The sequence below is a fragment of the Metallibacterium scheffleri genome (genome assembly GCF_002077135.1).
Lineage (GTDB): Bacteria > Pseudomonadota > Gammaproteobacteria > Xanthomonadales > Rhodanobacteraceae > Metallibacterium > Metallibacterium scheffleri.
On sequence record NZ_LDOS01000001.1, the window covers coordinates 815,611 to 839,635 of the forward strand.

At 68.0% G+C, this 24,025-nt stretch carries 23 protein-coding genes; 13 read left to right on the top strand and 10 right to left on the bottom strand.

Annotation, left to right across the window (positions count from 1 at the left end; all coding sequences use genetic code 11):
• Positions 1-283 precede the first annotated feature (283 nt).
• Both Mschef_RS03595 and Mschef_RS03600 read left to right on the top strand, forming a co-directional pair.
• The gene (locus Mschef_RS03595) at positions 284-565 is read left to right on the top strand and encodes a type II toxin-antitoxin system Phd/YefM family antitoxin (protein WP_081126817.1); all 282 of its coding nucleotides are present in this window, start codon (positions 284-286) and stop codon (positions 563-565) included.
• A complete protein-coding gene (locus tag Mschef_RS03600) occupies positions 562-978 on the top strand; it encodes a type II toxin-antitoxin system VapC family toxin (RefSeq protein WP_081126430.1) in 417 nt (138 codons plus the stop codon). The genes Mschef_RS03595 and Mschef_RS03600 overlap by 4 nt, the downstream gene beginning before the upstream one ends.
• On the opposite strand, the gene Mschef_RS17070 is transcribed toward Mschef_RS03600, so the two are convergent.
• Positions 939-1,433, bottom strand: a complete 495-nt coding sequence (locus Mschef_RS17070; RefSeq protein ID WP_136256266.1) for a hypothetical protein — start codon at positions 1,431-1,433, stop codon at positions 939-941. The genes Mschef_RS03600 and Mschef_RS17070 overlap by 40 nt on opposite strands.
• Before the next feature lie 63 nt (positions 1,434-1,496).
• On the bottom strand, positions 1,497-2,354 hold the full coding sequence (locus tag Mschef_RS03605; RefSeq protein ID WP_197686712.1) for a formyltransferase family protein: 858 nt from the start codon (positions 2,352-2,354) through the stop codon (positions 1,497-1,499).
• Positions 2,355-2,464: 110 nt separating this feature from the next.
• Between Mschef_RS03605 and Mschef_RS03610 the strand changes: the two genes are divergently transcribed.
• Entirely contained in the window at positions 2,465-2,923 is a 459-nt protein-coding gene (locus Mschef_RS03610) for a methyltransferase family protein (protein ID WP_197686713.1), read from the top strand.
• A gap of 7 nt (positions 2,924-2,930) precedes the next feature.
• On the opposite strand, the gene plsB is transcribed toward Mschef_RS03610, so the two are convergent.
• On the bottom strand, positions 2,931-5,438 hold the full coding sequence (gene plsB / locus Mschef_RS03615) for a glycerol-3-phosphate 1-O-acyltransferase PlsB (protein WP_242426432.1): 2,508 nt from the start codon (positions 5,436-5,438) through the stop codon (positions 2,931-2,933).
• A 7-nt stretch (positions 5,439-5,445) separates the two neighbouring features.
• Positions 5,446-6,423 carry a hypothetical protein gene (locus Mschef_RS18025; protein WP_242426433.1) on the bottom strand — a complete coding sequence of 326 codons (978 nt, stop codon included), beginning with the start codon at positions 6,421-6,423 and terminating at the stop codon, positions 5,446-5,448.
• Between the two features lie 177 nt (positions 6,424-6,600).
• On the opposite strand from Mschef_RS18025, the gene Mschef_RS03620 reads away from it, so the two are divergent.
• The 7 genes from Mschef_RS03620 (at position 6,601) to Mschef_RS03650 (ending at position 14,975) form a co-directional block, all read left to right on the top strand.
• A complete protein-coding gene (locus Mschef_RS03620) occupies positions 6,601-8,871 on the top strand; it encodes a S9 family peptidase (protein WP_168708836.1) in 2,271 nt (756 codons plus the stop codon).
• Positions 8,872-9,026: 155 nt separating this feature from the next.
• Positions 9,027-11,174 (top strand): AAA family ATPase, encoded by a 2,148-nt coding sequence (locus tag Mschef_RS03625; RefSeq protein ID WP_081126434.1) that lies wholly within the window; start codon positions 9,027-9,029, stop codon positions 11,172-11,174.
• Positions 11,174-12,223, top strand: a complete 1,050-nt coding sequence (locus Mschef_RS03630) for a helix-turn-helix transcriptional regulator (RefSeq protein WP_081126435.1) — start codon at positions 11,174-11,176, stop codon at positions 12,221-12,223. The genes Mschef_RS03625 and Mschef_RS03630 overlap by 1 nt, the downstream gene beginning before the upstream one ends.
• Positions 12,224-12,246: 23 nt before the next feature.
• Positions 12,247-12,834, top strand: a complete 588-nt coding sequence (locus Mschef_RS17075; protein WP_136256267.1) for a hypothetical protein — start codon at positions 12,247-12,249, stop codon at positions 12,832-12,834.
• 132 nt (positions 12,835-12,966) lie between these two features.
• Complete coding sequence (locus Mschef_RS03640; RefSeq protein ID WP_081126437.1) at positions 12,967-13,599, top strand: ParA family protein; 633 nt, start codon at positions 12,967-12,969, stop codon at positions 13,597-13,599.
• A gap of 34 nt (positions 13,600-13,633) precedes the next feature.
• A complete protein-coding gene (locus Mschef_RS03645; protein WP_081126438.1) occupies positions 13,634-14,098 on the top strand; it encodes a SixA phosphatase family protein in 465 nt (154 codons plus the stop codon).
• Between the two features lies 1 nt (position 14,099).
• Positions 14,100-14,975 carry a YceI family protein gene (locus tag Mschef_RS03650; protein WP_081126439.1) on the top strand — a complete coding sequence of 292 codons (876 nt, stop codon included), beginning with the start codon at positions 14,100-14,102 and terminating at the stop codon, positions 14,973-14,975.
• Positions 14,976-15,077: 102 nt separating this feature from the next.
• Here Mschef_RS03650 and hemC read toward each other — a convergent pair whose 3' ends face one another.
• The 5 genes from hemC to Mschef_RS03675 all read right to left on the bottom strand — a co-directional run bounded on the left by hemC (position 15,078) and on the right by Mschef_RS03675 (position 19,289).
• Positions 15,078-15,995: a hydroxymethylbilane synthase gene (gene hemC / locus Mschef_RS03655; RefSeq protein WP_081126440.1), complete on the bottom strand. Its 918-nt coding sequence runs from the start codon at positions 15,993-15,995 to the stop codon at positions 15,078-15,080.
• Positions 15,996-16,002: 7 nt separating this feature from the next.
• Positions 16,003-16,707, bottom strand: a complete 705-nt coding sequence (locus Mschef_RS03660) for a LytR/AlgR family response regulator transcription factor (protein ID WP_081126441.1) — start codon at positions 16,705-16,707, stop codon at positions 16,003-16,005.
• Complete coding sequence (locus Mschef_RS03665) at positions 16,685-17,707, bottom strand: sensor histidine kinase (RefSeq protein WP_081126819.1); 1,023 nt, start codon at positions 17,705-17,707, stop codon at positions 16,685-16,687. The genes Mschef_RS03660 and Mschef_RS03665 overlap by 23 nt, the downstream gene beginning before the upstream one ends.
• A gap of 2 nt (positions 17,708-17,709) precedes the next feature.
• A complete protein-coding gene (locus Mschef_RS03670) occupies positions 17,710-18,396 on the bottom strand; it encodes an alpha/beta hydrolase (protein WP_081126442.1) in 687 nt (228 codons plus the stop codon).
• Between the two features lie 62 nt (positions 18,397-18,458).
• Entirely contained in the window at positions 18,459-19,289 is an 831-nt protein-coding gene (locus Mschef_RS03675; RefSeq protein ID WP_081126443.1) for a DUF481 domain-containing protein, read from the bottom strand.
• A gap of 160 nt (positions 19,290-19,449) precedes the next feature.
• On the opposite strand from Mschef_RS03675, the gene Mschef_RS03680 reads away from it, so the two are divergent.
• The 3 genes from Mschef_RS03680 to Mschef_RS03690 all read left to right on the top strand — a co-directional run bounded on the left by Mschef_RS03680 (position 19,450) and on the right by Mschef_RS03690 (position 22,911).
• On the top strand, positions 19,450-20,436 hold the full coding sequence (locus Mschef_RS03680; RefSeq protein ID WP_081126444.1) for a helix-turn-helix transcriptional regulator: 987 nt from the start codon (positions 19,450-19,452) through the stop codon (positions 20,434-20,436).
• Positions 20,433-21,395, top strand: a complete 963-nt coding sequence (locus tag Mschef_RS03685) for a patatin-like phospholipase family protein (RefSeq protein WP_081126445.1) — start codon at positions 20,433-20,435, stop codon at positions 21,393-21,395. Before Mschef_RS03680 ends, Mschef_RS03685 begins: the two co-directional genes overlap by 4 nt.
• A 109-nt stretch (positions 21,396-21,504) precedes the next feature.
• Complete coding sequence (locus Mschef_RS03690) at positions 21,505-22,911, top strand: M20/M25/M40 family metallo-hydrolase (protein WP_081126446.1); 1,407 nt, start codon at positions 21,505-21,507, stop codon at positions 22,909-22,911.
• Positions 22,912-23,013: 102 nt separating this feature from the next.
• On the opposite strand, the gene lpxL is transcribed toward Mschef_RS03690, so the two are convergent.
• Positions 23,014-23,934, bottom strand: coding sequence for an LpxL/LpxP family Kdo(2)-lipid IV(A) lauroyl/palmitoleoyl acyltransferase (lpxL, locus tag Mschef_RS03695; protein WP_081126447.1), 921 nt, complete (start codon positions 23,932-23,934; stop codon positions 23,014-23,016).
• Between the last annotated feature and the right edge of the window lie 91 nt (positions 23,935-24,025).

Genomic DNA, 24,025 nt, shown 5'->3' on the forward strand with positions numbered 1-24,025 from the left:
TGCGACAGGCAAGTGGGAATCTGCACGCCGAGCCATCACCGATTGCGCAGTCCGCACATGACTGGAGAACCTCGAAAAAACACGGTCATCCCCGCGAAGGCGGGGATCCAGCGCCTGTAATGGTTGATGAAACTCCGAGTCACTGTATGCCCATCTTCGCGAGAATGACGAGCAAATGCAGCTTATTCGAGGCCCTCACTGGTAGAGCCTCGTTCGCGGCGTGTTGTGGCCCTGTGATGCGAGGCATAACATGACCACTTCAACTGGTCACATCGAGTTCGCCATGAACATCAACGCCGCCGAATTCAAGGCCAAGTGCCTGAAACTCATCGACGAAGTCGCCGCCACCCACGAGCCGCTGGTCATCACCAAACGCGGCAAACCGGTCGCGCGCGTCGTACCCATCGAGGACGAACAACCGCGTGGCCTGTTCGGCTACATGAAAGGCACCGTCACGATCCACGGCGACATCATCGATGTACCGCACGAGCCCTGGGCCGCGGAAACCGGCGAAGAGGACGATTTGTACGTCCCCCTCCTTACCAGTCCATCCGCGAAACCATGAGCGCGCTGCTGCTCGATACCCACGTTTGGCTCTGGTACGCAGAGGGCGTTGCCAGGCGATTGAAGCCCAGCGTCGTCAACCAGATCGAAGACGCTCTGCTGACGAATCGTCTGCACGTCAGCGCGGTCAGCGTGTGGGAGATCGGTCTGCTGGTCGCAAAGAACCGCATCACCCTGTCTGCGCCGGTGAAGGACTGGGTACAGCATGCGGCCACCATCCCCGGTCTGCGCTTGTCCCCTCTCGACTGGCAAAGCGCGCTCGAAAGTACCGTGCTTCCGGGTATGCCGCACGCCGACCCGGCGGATCGCCTGCTGGTCGCCACAGCGCGCATCAGCGGCTACACCCTGGTCACCCGCGACCAGAAGATTCTGGACTACGGCAAGGCGGGCCACATCAACGTGCTGGCTGCATGATTCTGAGGAACGCTGACGAAAATCGAAAGCCAGCGTTTCTTCATCGCCCACGTCCGGTCGGATAAAGAACAGCAGTTTCTGGTTGCGCAGCGACATGCAAAGCCACGCGCGACGATGAGCAAACCTGCACCGTTCGTCGCAGGATTTGCGACATGCGGCGAGGAACCTACGCTCTCATTCTCGCCGATGGCGTAAGGTGCCCAACCGAGGGGGCGGGTATGACTGGGAGCATCAACCGAGCCATTGCGCATGCAGCGCGGGCGCCAGACGGCACATGGCGCGCGCCGCACGATCTGGCCGAGCATCTGGCGCAAGTCGGTCGGCTCGCCGGCCATTTTGCGCAGCACTACGGCACCGACTGGGCGCGGCTGGCCGGGCGCTGGCACGACCTCGGCAAGTACCGTCCGCGTTTCCAGCACTACATCCGCCAGGCCAGCGGCTTCGAAGCCAACCATGCAAACGTCGCCCGCTCTGCAAAGAGCGGGCGCGGATTGAAAGCAGCCTCCATCACCAGCGCTTCAGCGCAAGTAGTGTTCGAGATCGTGCGCGGTGCTGGAGGAGGGCTCCACGCCGAACGCGAGCAGCAATTGCCGGATGTCCTCGTGATCGAACAGGCGCCAGCCCAGGCTTGCGAAGTGCTGCAGTTCGGCCTCGTCGGGGAACGAGTAATACGCGCCGGTCGCTGGATTTTGCGGTGTCAGGGCAAGCGTCTGGCGCTGCGCAAGCGAGTCGAGCGCTTGCGTGATCAGTTCGACGCCAAGCGGGTACAGGGCGAGGATGTGCCACAGCAACGAATGCGTGGGATCCACCGCGCGGCGCGCGCTGGCGACGATGCCGCCGACATCGATGCCGGGGCTGTCGATACGGTGCAGGGTGCAGCCGATTTCGCGGTCGCCATGCAGTAGCGCGCGCAGGGTGGCGAGCACGCCGCGATACTGCGGCAGCAGGCCGGAATGCAGGTTGAGCACGCCGTGCGCGGGCATGTTGATGACTTCATCCGGCAGGATCTTGCCGAAGCGGATCGACACGAAAATATCGGAGTGCGTCGCGCGCAGGCTGTCGAGAACGGCGGCATCCTTGAGCCGGTGCACCGGGTGCAAGGGAATGCGGTAGTGCTGGCTGATCGCCGAGAAGCCAAGCCATCGCGGCGGACTTGAACCCTGATGCTCCAACAACGGAAATGCCAGCATGTTGAAGAGGTCCTGCTCGATGAAGGTGAGTGGATCGAGCATCGAGGCAGGTCGTGGCTGAGCGCCGCCAACGTGATCCGACAGGTAAATGGCCATGACCTGCGCATGCATCTTGCGCAGCAACAGGTTGAGTGCGAGCGCGCTTTCGATATCGCGATTGGCGAGCAGGGCGATCCGCATGGGCATGAATGGCATTGCCGGACAAAATCTATTGACCTATGCACAGCAGGTGAAGTTGCAGGGTGTTGTGCAAGCGTGACATGCGGATGCGGCCACGGCGCGCTACGCTCACGTGCATGACAATCCCCGCGCTGCGCACCGCCACGCTCGCTTGGCTCTACGTGCTGGCCCAGTTCGGCCTGCTCGCAGCATTGCTGGTGGTACCGCCGTGGCAGTGGGAGTGGCGGCTTGCCGGCAGCGTGCTGCTGGTGCTGGCGGCGCTGCTGGGCACGTGGACGCTGCTGCACAACCGCCCCGGCAATTTCAACGTGCAGCCGCAGCCGCGTGCGCGTGGGCATCTGGTGACCGACGGGCCCTATCGCCGGGTGCGCCACCCGATGTACATCACGGTGCTGCTGGGCGCGGCGGGCTGGGCGGATTGCGCCGGCGGTTGGTGGCGCGTGTTGATCGTGCTGGCGCTGCTGCTGGTGCTCAATGCCAAGGCCGCTTTGGAAGAGCGTCTGCTGCTGGCGCGCTGGCCCGAGTACGCGGCGTATCGCGCACGCACGTGGCGCTTCGTGCCGGGACTCTGGTGACGCGGTGTCAGTCGCCGCTTGCGGTGCTTGCCGCAGGCTCGCTGCCGGGGACGATTTTAAGCACCGTCTCGCGCACGCCACGTGAGAGGATGAGGCGCGCATCGCGCACCACGGCGGCGAGTTCGGCGTCGAACTCCAGCTTGTTCGCGCTGTTGCTGCGCACCGCGCCCTGCTCGCGCAATTGCTGGATGAAGCCGCGGAACAGGGCCTTGTCGAAGAACTCCGGCGCGGTGAGCTGTTGCAGCAGCGACAGGCGTTGCGCGGTGAGCACGCAGGTTTGCTCCAGCTCGGCGGCGGTGAAGGCGCCGGGGCCGGCTTTCACCAGCGTGGCGATGGCGATGTAGTAGCGCTCGAAGGTCTGCAGCAGGCTGTGCGCCAGCACGCGCAGCTGGTAGGCCTCGTCATCCTGGCCGGCGCCGCGTTCGAGCAGGCGCGCATCGCCCACGGTCTGCAGCAGTCCGTGACGCACGAACAGTTCGATGGTTGCGCCGAGGCGCTCGCCGAAGCTGTTGTCATCCCAGGGCAGGAACAGCTCGCTGCGAATGAACGGATACACCATGCGCCCCATGCGCAGCACCGAGGCGCGCGCCATGCGCCGGTTGTTGAGGAAACACGCCGCCACCCACGCGGCCGGCGCGAACAGGTGCAGCACGTTGTTGCGGAAATAACTGAGCAGCACCGCCTGGTCGCCTTCGGTCACCAGCACATCGCCCAGCGGATGCTTGATGCGCCGGATCCAGCCCATGCGCTCGCCGTAGGCGACGATTTCCTCCGGCGCGGCCGGGGTGATGGTGACGCGCGCCGAATACGGCAATTCGGTGAGCAGGGTCTTGTACAGCGCGAGCTGGTTGCGCAGATCCTGCTCGGCCAGCGCGTGCTTGGGCGTGGCCAGCAGGCATACCGCCAGCAGGTTGATCGGGTTGACGTGCGCGGCGCGGTTGACCTCGATATTGATGCGCTCGGCGAGGCTGTCGACGGCCTTGGGAAACCAGCCCGGACGCTCATCCTCGTTGCCGCGCGTGCTGCGCCAGTCGGGCGCGTGTTGCTCGAGGATGCGCTCGAGAAAGATCGGTTCGCCGAAATTGAGCGTGACGCGGCCGTAGCGCCTGCGCAGCACGCCGAAGCCGCGCAGCACGCCGAGCAGCGATTCCTTCTGCTTGGGGCGACCACTGAGCTCGTCGAGGTAGCTGTCGCCCTCCATCAGCTTTTCGTAGCCGATGTACACCGGCTGGAACACCACCGGTCGGCGCGGCGTGCGCAGGAACGCGCGCAGCGTGATCGCCAGCATGCCGGCGCGCGGCGGCAGCAGGCGTCCGGTGCGCGAGCGCCCGCCTTCGACGAAGTACTCCATGGCCACGCCGCGCTGCAGCAACTGATCGACGTAGGCCGCGAACACGCTCGAATACAGCGCGTTGGCCTTGAAGCTGCGGCGCAGGAAAAACGCGCCGCCGCGACGCAGCAGCGGCCCCACGACGGGCAGGTTGAGGTTGACGCCGGCGGCGATGTGCGGCGGCACCAGGCCGTTCTTGTATAGCTGATAGCTGAGCAACAGATAGTCGGCGTGGCTGCGGTGGCTGGGCACGTAGATCACTTCGTGGCCGGGCGCGATCGCGCGCAATGACTCGAAGTGGTGCATGGAGATGCCGTCGAACAGCTTGTTCCAGAAGCCCGAAAGCGCGAACGAGGCCGAGCGCACCACCGGGTGCGAATAGTCCGCGGCGATTTCCATCGCGTAGCCGCGCGCGCGCCGCTGCGCCGAGGCGCGGCTGGTTTTTTCCTTGAGCGCGTTCTGCGTGATGGCGGTGCGCACCGGCTCGCTGGCCAGCAGCGCATCGACCAGGGTGCGCCGGTGCGAGAGGTCGGGGCCGATCACCGCCGCGCGCACGCGCCTGAAGTGCGCGCGCAGCACGCGGCTGAGCTTGAGCGCCAGCCGCGGCGGCGTTTCGCCATCGGCTTCGATCAGCAGTTTGCGCAGGGACACCGGCGGCGAGAAATGCACGATGCTGTCGCGGCCGTTCAGCAGCAGTGCCAGCAGGCGGCGGAAGCGCCCGACCACGGCCCAGTTTTCGCTGAACAGCACGCGGAACCAGCCGCTTTCGCGGTTCGGCGCGCGGCCCACGTAGATCGATACCGGCACCAGTTGCACGTCGCGCCCGGGCTGTGACTGCAGCGCGCGCAGTTGCGCCAGCAGGCCATCGCGCGCGGCGTGGCGCCGGCGCGGTCCGAACAGACCGTGCTGCGGGTCCAGCGCCAGCAAGGCGCGCCGGCGCCGCGCGGGCAGGCGGCGCCCGGCACGCAGCGGCGAGGGCAGGCCCGCTTCCTGGCAGGCCTGGTCGAGGATCAGCGTGTCGGAGATGCCGCGACGCTCGATCACGTACAGCACAGGCTGCTCGGGATCGAGCAACTGCGCCGGCTCGGCCGGATCGCGCTTGATCTTCAGCCACGGCCGCAGCAGCGCGCCGAGCAGGCTCAGCGCCCACGGTGGGCGACGCTCGCGGACGGGGCGTGCGTTCATGGGCCGATCAGGGCTTGCGCGCGCGAGCACTGGCGGCCACCGCGGGCGTTGCGGCACGGTGCGTGCTGGCGGCGCCGGCCGGAGCCACGGCGCTGGCTGGCCTGGCCACGCTGGCGGATGGGGCCGGCTTGGCCAGCACCGCGCGCCAGTGCAGCAGGGTGTCGCGGTCGTACCAGCGGCCATCCTGCTTGATCAACGTGTTGTCGCGCGTGACCGGCGTGCCCAGCACGTCGAACGTGGTGCGCACCACGGCCACGTTGCCATCGTCGGACAGTACCTTGATCTGCGCGGTATCCAGGATGGTGTTGATGGACAGGCCGTACACATCGAGCGCCTGCTTGACGCCGCTCCACAGGTGGCCGACGTCGCGCATGGCCTCGGGGTAGGGCATCGACAGCGCTTCGTTGAGTGTGTGGAAACTCATCTTCTGCGCCGTGCCGGTGAGCACGCCCAGCACCTGGTAGACCTTGTCCGGGTTCAGCCAGTCGGTCTTCTCGGCCCATGCGCTGAGCACGCCCAGCGCCGTGAGCGCCTGCACTTTCTCCGCTGCCGTCAGCTGGGTCGAACGTTGCACGCCGGTATCGGCCATCGTGCGCAGCATGCCCAGCATCGCCGGCAGGCGTGCCTGATAGTGCTGGCGCGCCTGCAGCAGCTTGGGTTTGATCTCGACCCACAGCAATTGCTGCGCGCCGGGGGCGCTGAGCAGGGTCATCATCTTGGCGAATTGCGCGCGGTCGGCCGGCGAGAACTGGCTCAGGTCGCGGCCTTGGCCCCAGCGCGCGCGCATCGCCGCGTAATCGGCCGGCGGCAGGGCGTGGCGGTACAAGCCGTCGATGTCGTTGTCGCGCAGCAGCTTGTAGCCATCGGCCACGGCGGCCTGCGGTGTCGATCCGCCGGGCAGGGTTTCCTCGGCGTGGCGCGAACAGGCGGTCAGCGCGAGCAGCACCAGGATCAGCAGCAACGCGCGCAGCGGGTACTTCGGCATGGGACGGATTCCGGGACGCAATCGCGGCAGGGTAGGAGCGGGTGCCGGTGCTGGCAAGCATCCGCGTGCGCCCGGCATGAGCGTACGCGGGCTGGCGGCGGTGCCAGGCTGGCGCCGCGGCGCGCACGCGGGTCTAATCGCAGGCTGATCCCCATTCGCCGACCCGCCCGCATGCGTCTGACCACCGCGCTCCTGTTCGCCGCAGTGCTGGGCGCCAGCGCCCCCGCCATGGCCGAAAAACTCGGCATCGACCGCATCTACGACAATCCGGCCCTGTCCGGCCCCACGGTGATGGGGCTGAAAGTCGCGCCGGACGGTTCGCGCGTCACCTTCCTGCGCGGTAGCGCGCAGGACCAGTACCGCATGGACCTGTGGGAGTACGACCGCAAGGACGGCGCGCTCAAGCTGCTGGTGGCCGCGGCCACGCTGGAGCCGCACGGCGAGCACCTCGATGCCGCCGAGCGCGCGCGCCGCGAGCGCGAGCGCACCGCCATGTACAGCGGCATCCTCGATTACCACTGGGCGCCGGACGGCAAGGCCATCCTGTTTCCGCTCAACGGCAAGCTGTACCTGTACCGGCTTGATGCGCCGGACGGCAAGGCCATCGAGCAGCTGCCCATCGGCGCCGGTTTCGCCCTGGATCCGAAAATCTCGCCCAAGGGCCGCTACGTGTCGTTCATCCGCGACCAGAACCTCTGGGTGTACGACCTGCGCGATGGCAAGCTGCGCGAGCTGACCAACGACGACGGCACCATCCACGATGGCGAAGCCGAGTTCGTCGCGCAGGAAGAACTCGACCGTCACACCGGCTACTGGTGGGCGCCGGACGATTCGGCCATCGCCTTCGAGCGCTACAACGATGCGCCGGTGCCGGTCGCCGAGCGCTTCGAGATCTATGCCGACCATACCGAGGTGGTCAAGCAGCGCTATCCCTACGCGGGCGATCCCAACGTGATCTGGCAGCTCGGCCTGATCAGCCCGCAGGGTGGCGCGCCGCGCTTCATCGACGTGCCCGCGCAAGCCGAGTATCTGGCGCGCGTGGACTGGCTGCCCAGCGCCAAGGCGCTGACCTACCAGTGGCTGGCGCGCGACCAGAAGAAGCTCGAGCTGGTACGCGTGGATGCCGCCACGCTGGCGCAGCAGACGCTCGTCACCGAGACATCGAAAACCTGGGTGGACGTCAACAGCGACCTGCGTTTTCTCAAGGACAAACCCGAGTTCATCTGGGCCTCGCAGCGCAGCGGCTGGAACATGCTGTACCTGTACGCCGACGATGGTCGCCTGCTGCATCCGATCAGCACCGGCGCCTGGCACATCGACAACGTGCTCGGCGTGGACGAGAAGCAGGGGCTGGTGTACGTGAGTTCCAACCGCGATTTCGTGCCCGACCGGCAGATCTATGCGCTCAGGCTCGACGGCAGCACCGCCGCTGCGCCGCTGCGCATCAGCCACCGCCCCGGCACGCACCTGGCCAGCTTCGCGCCGGACGGCAGCTTCTACGTGGATACCTTCAACAGCCCCGAGCAGCCGCCGCAGGTCAGCGTGCACGCCAGCGATGGCCAGCGTCTGGCCTGGATCGAGCAGAACCAGCTGGACGCCGCGCACCCGTACTGGCCGTACCTGAAAGACCACATCCAGCCCGAGTTCGGCACGCTCGAGGCCGCCGATGGCGAAACGCTGTACTACCGCATCTACAAGCCGCTGCATTTCGATCCGGCCAAGCGCTATCCGGTGTTCGACACCTACTACGGTGGCCCGCACGCGCAGAGCGTCACCGACACCTGGCCGGACCTGTTCAACGAATACATGGCGCAGCACGGCTTCGTCGTGTTCACCCTGGACAACCGCGGCATGGCGCGGCGCGGGCGCGCCTTCGCCGATGCCGTGTATCACCGCTTCGGCAAGGTCGAGGTGCAGGACCAGACCACCGGCATCGACTGGCTGCGCCGCCAGCCCTGGGTGGACCCGGCGCGCATCGGCGTGTTCGGCTGGAGCTTCGGCGGTTACCTGACGGTGATGATGCTGGCGCAGGATTCCGCGCAACTGGCCGGCGGCGTGGCCGTGGCGCCGGTGACCAACTGGAGGCTCTACGACACCGTCTACACCGAGCGTTATCTCGGTACACCCAAGGAGAACCCCGAAGGCTACCGCCTGAGCAGCGTGTTCCCCTGGCTCAAGGGTCTGCCCAGCCACAAGCTGTACCTGGTACATGGCATGGCCGACGACAACGTGCTGTTGCAGAACTCGGTCGAGCTGATGAGCGCGCTGCAGAACCAGGGCACGCAGTTCCGCCTGATGACCTACCCCGGCGCCAAACACGGCCTCAGCACACCCGCGCAGCGCAAGCACGTGTTTCATCTCATCGCCGATTTCTTCCGGCGGCAGATCGCCGGCGACTGCGGCGAGACCTGCAAGGCCTCGGCGGCGGCGGCAGGCCAGCGCAAGTGATTTGAGCAAGCCGCCGCGCCGGCCACCGGCCGTGACGCCTTGACCCGGAGTGGCGACATCGGATCAGGGCTGTCGCCGGCACCTGCGCGTGGCTGCGACACGGATTGTCGCAACGCCATGGAGGCTATGGGCTCCGACCCGATCAGGAGCCCGCCGTGGACACGTCCACCCGCATCGACCTGCACGACAGCGCCGAGACTTGCACAACCCCGCGCACGGCCTTGCCACCGCTGTGGGGCGAGGCCCTGTGGGGCACGCTGCCGAAGCTGTGGGCCTGTCGTGCCTGCCTGATGCTGGGCGTGGAAGGTCTGCCGCGCACGCAACACAAACGCGACGAGGAGCCAGCACGGCCGCAAATGCCATCGAATTTGCGGCGCTTTCTGGGTATCGATATCGAAGATGATGTCGATGCCCAGCTCGATGCGGCTGCAAACCTTGCCACGCAACTCACGGCGCGACCGGCGCATGGCGGCGTGCTGCTCGACAATCTGCAGATACTCGGTCGTCCTCTGGGGCTGGAGCGGGATGCGCTGCACCTGCTGTTGCTGCGCATCGTGTTCCGTTTGGAACCCGCGTTGGCCCCAGCACTCGCGCCGTTGCTGCTGGATTGCCTCGATCCGATCTTCAATACCCGGCTGGATGGCATCTTGGGCTTGCCCAACGGCCGCGCCGAGCAACTGCTGGCGCGCGATGGCGCGCTCGCGCGCTCGGGCCTGCTGACGCGCCAGTTTGGCATCGGCGGGCCGCTGGAAGCGCGGCTGCATATTCCGCAGGGCTTGTTGGGCGCTCTGCTGCAGCCCATGCCATCGGCGCACGCGGCCGTGGAGCGCTTGGTGTTCCGCGCGCCGCCGACCCTGTTGCGCCTGGCCGATTTTTCGCATCTGGCGGAACCGATTGAACTGATCCTGATGCGCCTGCGCTGCGGTCTGCAGAAGCGTGCGGCATCGATCAACGTGTTGTTGCACGGCGTGCCGGGGACGGGCAAGACCGAACTGGCGGGGTTGCTCGCGCAGACGCTGGCCGTGCCGCTGTTTGCCATCCAGGCACGCGATCATCGCCACGAGAATCCGCTGAGTCCGGAGAGCCGTCTCCTCGAATACCGCTTCGCGCAAGGCATCCTGCGCGTGGCCGGCCCCGCGTTGCTGTTGCTGGATGAGACCGAGGATTTGTTCCCCCAGGCCTGGGACAGGCGGGACGATCAACCCAGCAAGGCGCTGCTCAACGAGACGCTGGAGCAAAACCCGGTGCCGGCGCTGTGGTTGACCAATCGCGTCGATCGCATCGATACCGCTTTCCTGCGCCGCTTCGATGTGATCCTCGAGGTCACGCCGCCCGACCGGCGCCACAAAGTGAAGGTGCTGCGTGAGCACCTGCCGGCCAGCGCCACCATCGATCCGGCCTGGCTGGCGCGTGCGGTGGCGCCGCGCGAACTGGCCCCGGGCGTGCTGGCGCGCATCGGACGCACCCTTGCCGACAGCGATGCAGGTGACCCCGGAAACCTGCAACAGTCCGTCGACCTGTTGCGCCGGCAATACGTGCGCGCGGCACAGGGCAAGGACTTGCCCCCGCTCGCGCCCACCTCCGCGCGGGTGCCATTCGCGACCGAAGCGCTGCAGTGCGATGCGCCCGTCGAACAACTGTTGGTGCGATTGCGCGCCAAGCCCGCCGGGCGCTTGTTGTTTCATGGTCCGCCCGGCACCGGCAAGACGGCGCTGGCGCATCATCTGGCCGAGCAGATCGGCAGGGAGCTTCTGGTCAAGCGTGCTTCGGACCTGCTCGCGCCCTATGTCGGCCAGACCGAAGCGAATCTGGCCGCCATGTTCCGTGACGCCGGGCGCGACGGCGATGTGCTGTTGCTGGACGAGGCCGACAGCTTTCTGGGCGAACGCAATGGCCAGCATGCGCGCTGGGAGACGACGCAGACCAACGAGCTGCTGACGCAGATGGAGGCCTTCGATGGCTTGTTCATCTGCACCACCAACCGGCTGGAATATCTCGATCCCGCCGTGCTGCGCCGCTTCGATCTGAAGGTGGGCTTTGCCGCCCTCATGCCCGTGCAGCGCCTGCACCTGATCCGGCAGGCGGCCGTGACGCTCGGCATCCCCTGGAGCGCGCAGGCCGAGGCCGCCGCGCAGCGCGCGCAATCGCAGCTATCCGGCCTCACGCCCGGCGACCTGACCGCGGCGTTGCGGCATCTGCAGCTCACCACCGCGGCGCCGACGCTGGCCGATCTGCTCGCGGCGCTGGCGATGGAGTGTCGCTACAAGGCCCCGCCCGCGCGGCGCATCGGCTTCGTGGTCTGATGCTTGTCTGGACGCTGCTGCTGCTGCAGCATCGGGCGCTTGCTGCCCAGGGTCGTCGCATGGCCGGACACACGCAGACGCTGTATCGGCAGTGGCTGGTGCTGCAGATGATTCCGCGCGCGCCGCGCAAAGTCAGCGCGCGCGAGATCGTCCAGCGTCTGCGCGCCGAAGGACAGGACGCCACCAAGCGCACCGTCGAGCGCGACCTGATCGCGCTGTCCGCGATCTTTCCGCTGCAAGCCGACGAGCGCGCCAAGCCCTATGGCTGGAGCTTTGATCACGCTGCGCCCGGCTTCTCGTTGCCGGGCATGTCGCCGTTGCAGGCGATCGTGCTGCGGCTGGCGCGCAGTCATCTCGGCCGATTGCTGCCGGCGCATCTCGATGAAGCTTTGCAGCCGTATTTCCGCCAGGCCGAGCAAGTGCTTGCCGGCGTGGGCCGCGATGGCCACCGCTTCGACTGGGATCGGCATGTGGCCGTGGTCGAGCCCACGCCACCGCTGTTGCCGCCGGACATCGATGGCGCCGTGCTGGAGACCGTGCACGTCGCGCTTGATCGCGGTCAACGCCTGCACCTGACCTACGACAGCCGCAGTCAGCAGAAAACGCTGTGCTACACCGTGAACCCGCTGGGTCTGGTCTACCGCGGCGCAGTGGGCTATCTGGTGGCGACCATCGTCCCGTATGACGACCCGCGCCAGCTCGCGCTGCACCGCATCCGCGCCGCCGAGTCGCTCGATGAAACCGCCACGCATCCCGCTGACTTCGACCTGCGCGCCTATGCGCGCTCGGGTGCGTTCGGGTTTCTCGATGAAGGTCCGATCGAGCTGGTGCTGCGTATGCAGCGCCCGGCTGCGCAACACCTCTACGAGACCCCGCTGAGCACCGACCAGCGCATCGACGACGACGGGCCGGACCACGTGCGCATTCGCGCCACGGTCAACCTGACTTCGCAGTTGCGCTGGTGGATATTGGGGTTTGGCGGGCAGGTGGAAGTTCTGGCACCACTCCGGCTCCGCGAGCTCATCATCCAGGATCGAAGCACACCCTGATCATCAAGCTGAGGAAGTCAGGCATGAAGAACGAAAACCATCGAGCAATGGCTGTGAAAGCCTTTCGTTGTTACCAAAAGGGGGAGCTTGACCGGCATGGACGTGTGGAGTCCGTACGCCTTTCTACTCTGGAACCCGATGAAGTGGTCGAAAAATGCAAATCGTCGCGGTGCGTCTACGTGCTTCGGCTCGATCAAGTCGATGGACTCGATCCTGCGGTGTCTTCAATTACGCCATCGGACGATGTGCTGCGAATCCTCTACATCGGTGGTCATGAGCCAAGCGGTGGACCCAAGGGCCGATTCAATGCGATGTTGAAGGCCGCGCGAGCTGCGCAGCAGCACTACCAGGAAAACGGATATGCGTGGAACGACAAGTCTGGTGGCTGGGGCCACCCTGTCGCTGGCATGTTGACGACTGCATTGTTGTCGACAGGCTTTAGGATCGATAAGCACTGCGTCCTCGACCTCATCAACGGCGATGGCGTGGATGCTCTGGACGAGCTCGATCTGATGATTGGCTACCAGGAGCGATACCACCACTTGCCGCCTTGGAACGCGTCCAGAAAAGGGGGCTCGGCATTCAAGGAGAGCAGCGTGAAGGAACGTTGATATGCAGAGATTGAACCTGAAGCTTCCGACACCTTGAAATTTTGGCCCATGCCGCGCGGCACCATGCCGCCTTCACGCGGGCTTGCTAGTCTTGCGCGGCGCGGCGTTCCTGCGCCGCGGACCGGAGGCCTCATGCGCAAGCTGCTGGTGGTCAATCGCAAGGGTGGCGTGGGCAAGACCACGCTGGTGACCAATCTGGCCGCGGCGTATGCGCAGGGCGGCAAGCGCACGGTGCTGATCGACGCCGATCCGCAGGGCTCCAGCCTGCGCTGGTGCGCGCGGCGGCCCGCTGCGCTGCCCGGCGTGCTGGGCATCGACGGCACGCGGCGCAACGCGTTGGCGCAGGTGCCGCACGACAGCGAACGCCTGCTGATCGACAGCCCGGCCGGAGCCAGTGCCGCGCAGCTCGCGCCGTGGCTGGATGAAGTGGATGCGCTGCTGGTGCCGGTGTTGCCTTCGGTGATCGATCTGGAAGCCACGTTGCCGCTGCTGCACGAACTGGCCGCCGTGCCGCGCATCAAGCGCGGCAAGCTGGCGGTGGGCCTGGTGGCCAATCGCCTCAAGCCATGGACCAACGCCAGCCAGCAGGCGCTGGAAACCCTGCGCGGCTTCGGCGTGCCGCTGGTGGCCGAGCTGCGCGACAGTCAGGCCTACGTGCTGCTGGCCGGTCTCGGCAAGGGCCTGTTCGATTTCAATTCCGAGCAGGTGCGCGGGCATCAGGAAGACTGGTTGCCGCTGCTGCGCTGGATCAAGCGCAATTGTTGAGCATTGCGGTCCGTGATCATTGCCGAGTTTGCGCGTGAATTCCGACATGCATGAGCTGGTGCTGCTGCGCCATGCCGAGGCGCGTGCGCCGCATGGCAAACAGGATGATTTCGATCGCGTGCTCAGCGCGCGCGGCCAGGCCGATGCCGGGCGCCTCGGCGTCTGGCTCAAGCAGCAGAACCTGCGTTTCGATCAGGTCTACGCATCACCCTCGGTGCGCACGCGCAGCACGCTGGCCAGTGCGCTGCCCGATCACGTGCTCGACGCGCATCTGCTGCCGCAGTTGTATCTCGCTGACAGGGAGGTCTTGCAGACGCTGCTCGAGCAGATTCCGCCACGTGGACGCGTGCTGTTGCTCGGCCACAATCCGGGCATGGAGCAGTTCGCCGGCGCGCTGTGCGGCTGGCTGGCGCCGCGCGCGCTGCCCACCTGCGGGTTGCTGCGCCTGCGTCTGGAGGCCGCTGGCAAAGCCAGTCTCATCGAGTCCTGGCAGCCGTGAGATGAAGCCTCTGCGTGGCTGGCTGCTGCTGGTGTTGTGCTGCGGCGTTGCACTGCAGACAAGCAGCGCCGCCACGCTGCTGCAAGTCGACGCGGCGCGCTCGCATGTCGAGTTCGGCGTGCATGTGCTGTGGTTCGGCAAGGTCATCGGCGTGCTGGACAAACTCAGCGGCCGTGTCCACGCGCTGGGTGCGGGCCGTGTGCAGGTGGACCTGCGCGTGGACACGCGCGCGCTGCGCATGCAAAGCCGCGATTACCAGCGTTTCGCCAGCGGCCCCGAATTTTTCGACAGCGCGCAGTACCCGCGCATCGACTTCCGCTCGGCGCCGTTCGCGCTGGCCACCCTCGTCAGCGGCGGCACGGTGGATGGCGCGGTGACGCTGCGCGGCATCACCCGTAACGTGGTGTTTACGGTGTTGCCGCAGCCCTGCGCGGCGCTCGCGGCATTGCAGGACGCCGATGCGCCCGCTGACTCCGGCAGCAGCATGCGCGCCGCGACCAGCGCTAGCGGCGCGGCGGCGGCCACGTCCGCGTTTGCAGCCAACGCGACCATGGCAGTCGCGCCCGCTGTGCCCGACAGCATCGCCGTGCCCGCCGTGGCGACCAGCATGGCTGCCGACGCTGCCGCTGCCGCCGTCCCGCGCGACAGTTGCCGCGTGCTGGCGCGCGGCAACATCCGGCGCAGTGACTTCGGCATGCGCGGCCACCGCTTCACCGTCGCTGATCGTATCGAACTGGGGCTGGTGCTGTGGCTGCGCCGCGTCGACGCTGCGCATGATGCCGCGACCGCGCGGGGCGCGTCCGTGCTCAGCCCCGCAGCGGCGGCTTCGGTTGTCAACCCGGCACGGGCGTCGTCGACCAGCCCGCCGCGCGGATGATCGCGCGCATGGCGTCGGCTTCGCGCGGGTCACGGTCCCACTGCGCGAGCAATCGTGCCGTCAATCCGGGCTGTCGGTTGCCGGATCCGGCAACCGTTCCCGTTACTGTCCCAGCAACGCCGCCGCGCCCTCGCGCAGCAGCATCGCGCCGAGGAGCTGGCCCAGCGCCTCGGGTGCCTGCGCGGTGCCGGCCAGATCGGCGCGCAGCAAGGTGCCGCGCACGGCGTCGCCGACCAATCCGTACAGATGCAACTCGTGTTCGCCGAGCACGGCCCAGGCGCCTACCGGCAGGGTGCAACTGCCGCCGAGGGCGGCATTGAAGGCACGCTCGGCGCGCACCACCACATCGGTTTCGGCATCGTGCAATGGTGCCAGCAGGGCGCTGATGCGCGTGTCGCCGGCGCGCGCTTCCACGGCGATCGCGGCCTGTCCTGGCGCCGGCAGCCAGTCGGGTGCGGCGAGGCGGCTGCGGATGCGCGCCGCGAGTCCCAGGCGCTCCAGCCCGGCCGCGGCCAGCACGATGGCGTCGTAGTGGCCGCCATCGAGCCTGGCCAGGCGCGTGTTGACGTTGCCGCGCAGATCCAGCAGTTCCAGGTCCGGGCGCAGCGCGCGCAATTGCGCCTGGCGGCGCAGCGACGAGGTGCCCACGCGCGCGCGCCGCGGCAGGTCCAGCAGCGCGGCATGCGTGTTGCTGACGAACGCATCGGCGGCATCGGCGCGCGCCAGGATCGCGATCAGCGCGAAGCCCGGCTCGAGTGCGGCGGGCACGTCCTTGAGTGAATGCACGGCGATGTCGGCGCGCTGCTGCAGCAGCGCGACTTCCAGCTCCTTGAGGAACAGCCCCTTGCCGCCGATTTCGGCCAACGGCCGATCCAGCACCTGGTCGCCGCGCGTGGTCATCGGCACCAGTTCCACGGCGAGGCCCGGATGCGCGGCGCGCAGGCGCTGCGCGACGTGCTCGGCCTGCCACAGGGCCAGCGCGCTTTGCCGGGTGGCGATACGCAGCGGTAATGAGCTCATCGATACCTCACGGGTGGCGCAGCCACGCGCGCACCGTGGGCAGGTTGCGACGGCTGACTTCGGGTTGCAGGGTACTGCCAGCGAGCTGCGCGACGATGCGCCCGTCCGTCTGGGTGTTGAGGCCGAGCAGGCGCTCGCGCGGAATCAGGCAACTGCGATGCAGGCGCAGCCAGCGCTCAGGGTGCGCCTGCTCGAGCGTGCGCAACGAATCCTCGATCAGCAGCGTGCCGCCCTGATGGTGCACGGTCACGTATTTTTCGTCCGCGAGCAGGGCGATCACCTCATCCAGCGGCACGCGCAGACGCGCGCCGCGCACCATGCCGCTGAGATGCGGACGCGCCGCGGCGCTCTCGATGTGCAGCTTGCGCGCACGTTCCAGCGCCTCGCGCAGGCGTTCGATGCGCACCGGCTTGAGCAGATAGTCGGCGGCTTTCAGTTCGTAAGCGCGCAGCGCGTGCTGCGCGTACGCGGTGCAAAACACCACCTGTGGCGGCGGCGCCATGCGCGCGATGCGCTCGGCCAGCGCCAGACCATCGACGCCGGGCATTCCGATATCCAGCAGCAGCACGGTGGGCTTGAGTTCGGGCAGCGCGGCCAGCGCCGCGCTGGCGCTGGCCACGCTGCCGACCAGCTCGGCGCCTGGGCAATCGCGCAGCAGCATCTCCAGGCGCGTGCGCGCCAGCGGTTCGTCATCGGCGATCAGTACGCGCATCGGGCAGCCGCAGGGTTACTTGCCAGTGCGCATCCACGGCGCCAGCCTCGAGCACCGCGCGCGCGCCGAAATGGTAGCCGATGCGCGCACGCACGTTGGCCAGCCCATGCCCGGTACCGGCGCGCGCCGGTGACTCCGGCAGCGGATTGCGGATGCGGATCAGCAGCGTGCCGTCCATGCGCTCGCCGTGCAGCTCCAGCGTGCCGCCAGCGCTACACGCGGCGATACCGTGATGGATGGCGTTCTCGACCAGCGGCTGCAGCAGCAGGCGCGGTAGCGGCAGGTCGCGCGGCAGATCGTCCCAGTCGCGGGTGACGCGCAGGCGCGCGCCCAGGCGCAACTGCTCGATGGCGAGATAGCGCTCGATCAGGTCGAGCTCCTCGCCCAGCGTGCCCGCGCGCGGGTCGTCCAGCGCGGCACGGAACAGGTCGGACAGATTCTCCAGCGTGCGCTCGGCGGCCTGCGGATCGATCGATACCAGCGCCAGCGCGGTATTGAGGCTGTTGAACAGGAAGTGCGGGCGAATGCGCGCCTGCAGCGCCTCCAGTTGCGCGCGCGCCAGCGCATCGCGGCGCTCGCGCCAGTCATCCAGCACCCACAGATAGCGCAGCAGCGCGGCGCCGACCAGCGCGGTGGCCGCGCTGCTGCCGAGCACGAAGCGCGCGCCGTTGCGCGCGGCCAGCCCGGTGCCCAGCGCGTGATCGAGCCACCACACCACGCTGGCGGCGACCAGCACCAGCAGCACGCTGAGCAGCCACGCGCCGGCCCATGGCCAGGCGCCCGGCAGACGCTGCAACAGTGGTCGCGTTTTGCACAAGGTGACGCCCAGCAGCAGCGCCAGCCACGCCGCGAACAGCAGGCTCAGCGACCACACGCGCAGATGCGCATCGGCGCTGGGCGCCAGTTGCATCACCACCGCCACCAGCAGCGCCACCACGGCCAGCGCCAGCAGCTCGCCGCCGTGGCAGAAGTCGGGCAGCGCGTGGCGCGGCACGCGCATGCTCAGTCGCCCATCCGGCGCGCCAGCCACGCGCGCAGGTCGGCGATCTCCTGCGGCAGCACGGCATGCGCCATCGTGTAGCTGTGCCAATCGACCGTGTGGCCGAGTGCGCCGAGCGCATCGCGCGCCGCCGCGCCCAACACCTGCGGCACCACCGGATCGAGGCTGCCATGGCCCATGAACACCGGCAGATGTGCGTTGGCGGCGCTGCGCTCGCTGGCGAGCTGATCGGCCAGCGGCATGTAGGTGGACAGCGCGATCACCCCGGCCAGTGGCTGCGCATGACGTAGTGCTGCGCACAGCGCCACCGCGCCGCCCTGCGAAAAGCCGGCCAGGAATACCTTGTCCGCTGCAATGCCGTGCGCGTTGCGTTCGTGCTCGATGAGCGCCTCGACCTGCGCCATCGACTCGCGCAGCCCAGCCTCGTCGGCGCGATGGCCCAGATCGAAGCTGCGGATGTCGTACCACGCGCGCATGCGCAGGCCGCCGTTGATGGTCACCGCGCGTTGCGGCGCATGCGGAAACACGAAACGCAGCGGCGCCAGGCCGCGCGTGAGCTCGGGCACGATCGGCGCGAAATCGTGGCCATCGGCGCCGAGGCCGTGCAGCCAGATGATGCTGTGCCGGGGTGAAGGGCCGCTGGCGATTTCGACCGCGGGCAGGAGTTCGGGGGCTTGGCGGGTATCCATGCCGCAAGCATGCCGCATGCAGCCCCCCGCCCGCGACTTCCGGCCTTCGGGCACCGCCGTTGTCAGAAGTTGTAGACCAGGTTGGTCGTGAGCAGCGTGTCGGTCTTCGAGGTGCCGCCGGTCGAGTTCAGCAGCAGCGTGTTGTTGAGCTTGGTGTTGTGGCGGATCTGGAAGCCCACCTTCAGCGCCAGGCGCTTGTTCATCTGCACGACGAGATTGGTGGTGTTCTCGGCGAAGGTGTCGAAGCTGGCTGCTTCGACCAGCAGGTGGTTTTCGATGCGCGTGTTGTCGGTGAGCTTCTGCTGGTAGTTGAGCGCGCCGCGCACAATGCCGGCCGAGTGATTGGCAAGGTCGCCTTCCACGCGATAGCGCTTGATGCCCGGGCCGATCTCGAAGTCCAGATCCGTCGCGGCACTCTTGAGCAGCACATGGCCCCAGCTCACCGCGACCGCGGCCTGATAGCGATAAGACGAAAAATTGTCATGGTCGTAGCGCATGGTGCTGACCAGACGATTGTCCGCATCGAGTACCAGCGCCGCACTGCCGCCGAAGGTGTAGCGATTGGCGGTGACGCGATACTGGTTGACGTCGACCGGCGTGCCGCCCGGTCCGGGCAAGCTCACGCTGATCACGCCGCGGCTGCGCAGCGCGCTGGCATCGAAGTGATAGATCCAGTTGTCGCCGGTGAATTTGAGATCGAGCCCGGCGTTGAGGTTTTGCGAGCGCGTGTTGCCGGTGGTGGCGGCCAGGCCCAGTTGACCGCTGCCGGACCAGCCTTGCGGATCGCTGCTTTTCGTCGGGCTGCCCGATGCGCCGTCAGCGGCCAGGGCGGGCAGGCTGAGCGCCAGCAACAGCGCGGCGCAGAGGATGCGAAGGGTGATTCGGGGGGTCATTGAAAACTCGTGGGGTGGAGGGGTGGTGTGGCGACGGCGATGCTTGCGGCGCCGTGCCCGAGGTCCATCAAGCGACCGCGCGCGCGCATGGAAAGTTCCGGAACTTGCCGCGGCCGCGCCGCGCACGCATGCTAGCGCGAGGTCACCCGCAAGACACTGTATGGATCGCTACGAGCGCATCGTGCTGTTGCATCGCCTGTTGCGCGCTGCGCGCCGGCCCGTGCCACTGGCGCGGCTGATCGACGAGCTGGGCTGTTCGCGCGCCACCGTGTATCGCGACGTCGCCTACCTGCGCGACGCGCTGGGCGCGCCGATTGAAACCGGTGACGGCGAGGCCGCCAGCTTCCGCTACGCCGAGACCGCGGCCGCCACCTTCGAGCTGCCCGGGTTCTGGTTCAACAGCGAAGAACTGGCGGCGCTGCTGGCGCTGCATGCCGTGGTGGCGCGCGCCGATCCGGGCGTGCTGTCCAGCGCGCTGGCGCCGTTCCGCGCGCGCATCGAGCGCCTGCTGACCGAGCACGCCGGTGGTCAGGCGCCGCCACTGGAACGCATCCGCGTGCTGGCACAGGGCGTGCGCCGGCTCGACGAGCACGTGTTCCGCAGCGTCGCTGCCGGCGTGCTGGCGCGGCAGCAACTGCGCTTCCTTTACCGGGCGCGCTCCACCGGCAATGAAACGCGGCGCGTGGTGTCGCCGCAGCGCATGGTGCACTACCGCGACAACTGGTACCTGGACGCCTGGGACGAGGACAAGGACGCGCTGCGCAGCTTCGCCGTGGATCGCATGCGTCAGGTCGAAACCCCCGGCGCGCGCGCGCGCGACGTGCCCGACGCCGAGCTCGACGCGGTGCTGGCCGCGGGCTACGGTATTTTTTCCGGCACGCCGCGCGCCATCGCGGTGCTGCGCTTCTCCGCGCACGCCGCGCGCTGGGTGGCCGACACGCACTGGCACTCGCAGCAGGAGGGACACTTCATGGCGGATGGCCGCTACGAGCTGAAGGTGCCCTACGCCAACTCGCGCGAATTGCTGATGGACGTGCTCAAGTACGGGCCCGATGCCGAGGTGGTCGCGCCACTGCCGCTGCGCGAGGAAATGAAATCACTGCTGGCGCTGGCCCAGCAGACCTACCAGCGCGGGCCGCGCGGATGAGCGCGTCGCTGCCGCCGGTCAAGCCGCGCGTGGCGCTGGCGCTGGGTTCGGGTGGCGCCAAGGGGCTGGCGCACATCGGCGTGATCGCGGCGCTTGAGGAGGCCGGCTTCGAAGTCGGCGCCATCTCCGGCAGCTCGATCGGCGCGCTGGTCGGCGGCATCTACGCGCTCGGCAAGCTCGATGTGTACCGCGACTGGGTGTGCTCGCTGGACAAGCTCGACGTGCTGCGCCTGGTCGACTGGACGCTCACCGGCGCCGGCCTGATCAAGGGCGAGCGCATCATCGCCGCGGTGCGCGATCTGGTTGGCGAGGCCGACATCGAAACCCTGCCGATCAGCTTCACCGCCGTGGCCACCGACCTGGAGCGCCAACGCGAGGTGTGGATCTCGCGTGGGCCGCTGTTCGATGCCATTCGCGCCTCCATCGCCATTCCCAGCGTGTTTCACCCGCACGTGGTCGACGGCCATCGCCTCGTCGATGGCGGCCTGCTCAACCCGGTGCCGGTGACGCCGCTGCTGCGCGAGCGCTATGACCATCTGATCGCCGTGAGTCTGGACGGCCCGCGTCGCGGCCACGCCAAACCGGCCACCGAACCCGTGCCGCAGGGTCCGTATCGGCAGCGCTTTGCCAGTTTCGTGCAGCATCTCACCGGCCACACCCCGGCCGAGCCCGCGCCCAAGCCCGCGCAGGAACCCAACTGGATCAGCCTGATGGGCCAGACGATGGACATGATGCAGGGCAACCTCGCGCGCCTGCGCCTGGCCGCGTACCGGCCCGACCTGCTCATCGAATTGCCGCGCGACTGCTGCGCCGTGTACGAGTTTTACCGCGCCGAGGAAATGATCGCTCTGGGTCATGCCGTGGCCGCGCAGCGGCTGGCCGACTGGCCCATTGCGCAGGCGCTGCCGGTTGACGCTGCGGCGCCTTTGGTCGGGCACGACGACAGCGATCATGGCTGACGCGTGACCCGGCGTCCGCGGCGCGCGCGTCGCGCTTCCCGCTCAAGCGGGGCGGACTTCACAAGAGGATGATCACGTCCGGCTTCCCTGCCAGTCACAGGAGATTCCCATGCGCGCCGCAGCGCTGCTGACCGCACTCATCGCCCTGCCGCTGGCGGCCTGGGCCGCGCCGGCCACGCCGCCAGCGGCGGATTTCCACCCCGGGCTGCGCCACATCGCACAGGCCGTCAGCCCTGCCGCGCTGCAGGACACGGTGCGCACGCTGGTCGGTTTCGGCACGCGCCACACGCTCAGCGAGACCGCCTCGAACACGCGCGGCATCGGCGCCGCGCGGCGCTGGGTGAAATCGCGCTTCGCGACCATCAGCACCGACTGCGGCGGCTGTCTGCAGATCATCACGCCCGCGCAAACCTTCACCGGGCCACGCATCCCCAGGCCCACCGAGGTACAGGACGTGGTCGCGATCCTGCGTGGCACATCCGATCCGCAGCGCGTGATCGTGATCACCGGGCACCTGGATTCGCGCGTCACCGACATCATGAACTCGACATCCGACGCGCCCGGTGCCGACGACGATGGCTCCGGCGTCGCCGCGGTGATCGAGGCCGTGCGCGTGCTCAGCAAGTACCGCTTTCCGGCCACCCTGGTGTTCGCCGTCGACTCCGGCGAGGAACAGGGCCTGTATGGCGGCAAGGTGCTGGCCGGGTATGCCGTGGCGCACGGCTGGCAGGTCGAGGCCGATCTCAACAACGACATCATCGGCGGCATCAGCGGCGAGGACGGCGTGATCGACAACACCACCGTCCGCCTGTTCGCGCAGGGCCTGAAGAGCACGCTGACGCCGCAGCAGGTGCGCACGCTCAACTACACCGGTGGCGAGGTCGATTCGCCCTCGCGCAATCTGGCGCGCTTCATCGGCACGCTGGCGCCGCGCTATGTGGACAACCTGCATGTGCGCCTGGTCTACCGCACCGACCGCTACCAGCGCGGTGGCGACCAGGTCGAGTTTCTCGACGCCGGCTACCCTGCGGTGCGCTTCACCGAGCGCAGCGAGAACTACACCCACGAGCACCAGGACGTGCGCAAGGTGAACGGCCAGCAGTACGGCGACGTGCTCGCTGGCGTGGACTTTCCGTACTTGGCCAAGGTCACCGCGCTCAACGCCGTGGCCATGGCCGCGCTGGCGCGCGCGCCAGCGCCGCCCGCGGGCGTGGTCATCAGCGGCGCGGTCACCGTCGACACCACGGTGCGCAGGCAGCCGGTGCCCGGTGCCGTCGGCTATCGCGTGTGGTGGCGCGACACCACCGCGCCCGCATGGCAGCACAGCCGCTGGGTGCCCGCCGATACCGCCGCGCGCGGCAGGGACGGCGCGCTGTCCATCACGCTGGACAAGGTCAACATCGACGACTGGTTCTTCGGTGTCAGCAGCGTTTCCGCCGACGGCTACGCCAGCCCGGTGGTGTTCCCCGGACCCAACGGCGACTTCGCGCGCAGCGTGCCGGCGGCGGAACACTGAGAACCGGGACGACGCTGCCTGGACGAACAGGCATCCCGTACCCTCATGCGTTGCATCCTGGCAAGAGCGCGGGTGGGTGTCGCGATGGCGCCGGGTTTCGCGCTAATACACCGGCGGCAGGCCCGGCGGACGGCCCTTGAAGCGCTTGTGCACCCACAGATACTGCGCCGGCGCGGCGCGCACCATGGCCTCGATGGCGGCGTTGATGCGCATGGTGTCGGCCAGTACATCGTCGCTCGGGAAATTGCGCAGCGCGGGCTCGATGTGGATCTCGTAGCCACCACCGCGCACGCGACGGTGCGCAAACAGCAGTACCCGCGCGCCGGACATGCGTGCCAGATGATGCGTGGCGGTGATGGTGGCTGCGGGCACGCCGAAGAACGGTGCGAACACGTTGTCCTTGCCGCGCATGTCCTGATCGGGGGCGTACCACAGCACGCCACCGCGGCGCAGGTGGCGCACCGTGCCGAGCAGGTCGTCCTTGGTGAACATGGCGGCGGCGTAGCCGAGGCGCGCGCGCAGCACCACGTGCTCGAATACCGCACTGTCCATGATCCGGTACATGCCGGCCAGCGGCACGCGCATGGACAGCAGGCGCGCGCACAACTCAAGGTGGGTGAAATGCGCGCCGACCAGGAGTACGCCGTGGCCATCGGCCTGTGCTTCATGCAGGTGCTGCAAGCCCTCGAAGCGCACCGGCACGCGCGCCAGCGCGCGCGGGCTGCCCATCCATCCCAGCGCGAATTCGGCCAGCATCAGGCCCAGGTTGCGCAGATTGGCGCGCAGCAGGCGCCGCTGCGCTACGGCATCGAGTTCGGGAAAGCACAACTGCAAGTTGCGTGCGGCCACGCGGCGGCGGGCCGGCACCAGGTACGCGGCCAGCACACCTGCGCCACGACCGCAGGCCATCAACATGCGATAGGGCAGACGCGCGGCCAGCCAGATCGCGCCGACCCCCACCCACGCCGGCCAGTGGCGCGGTGCGAGCAGGCGGCGCGGGATTCTGTCGCGGGCGTGCGGCATGCGGCGCGCATGGTAGCACCCGCGCCGCGAGCCCCCCGCATCATGCCGGCGCCGTGCTGGCTATACTGCCGCGCCATCGTCGAAGGCCCAT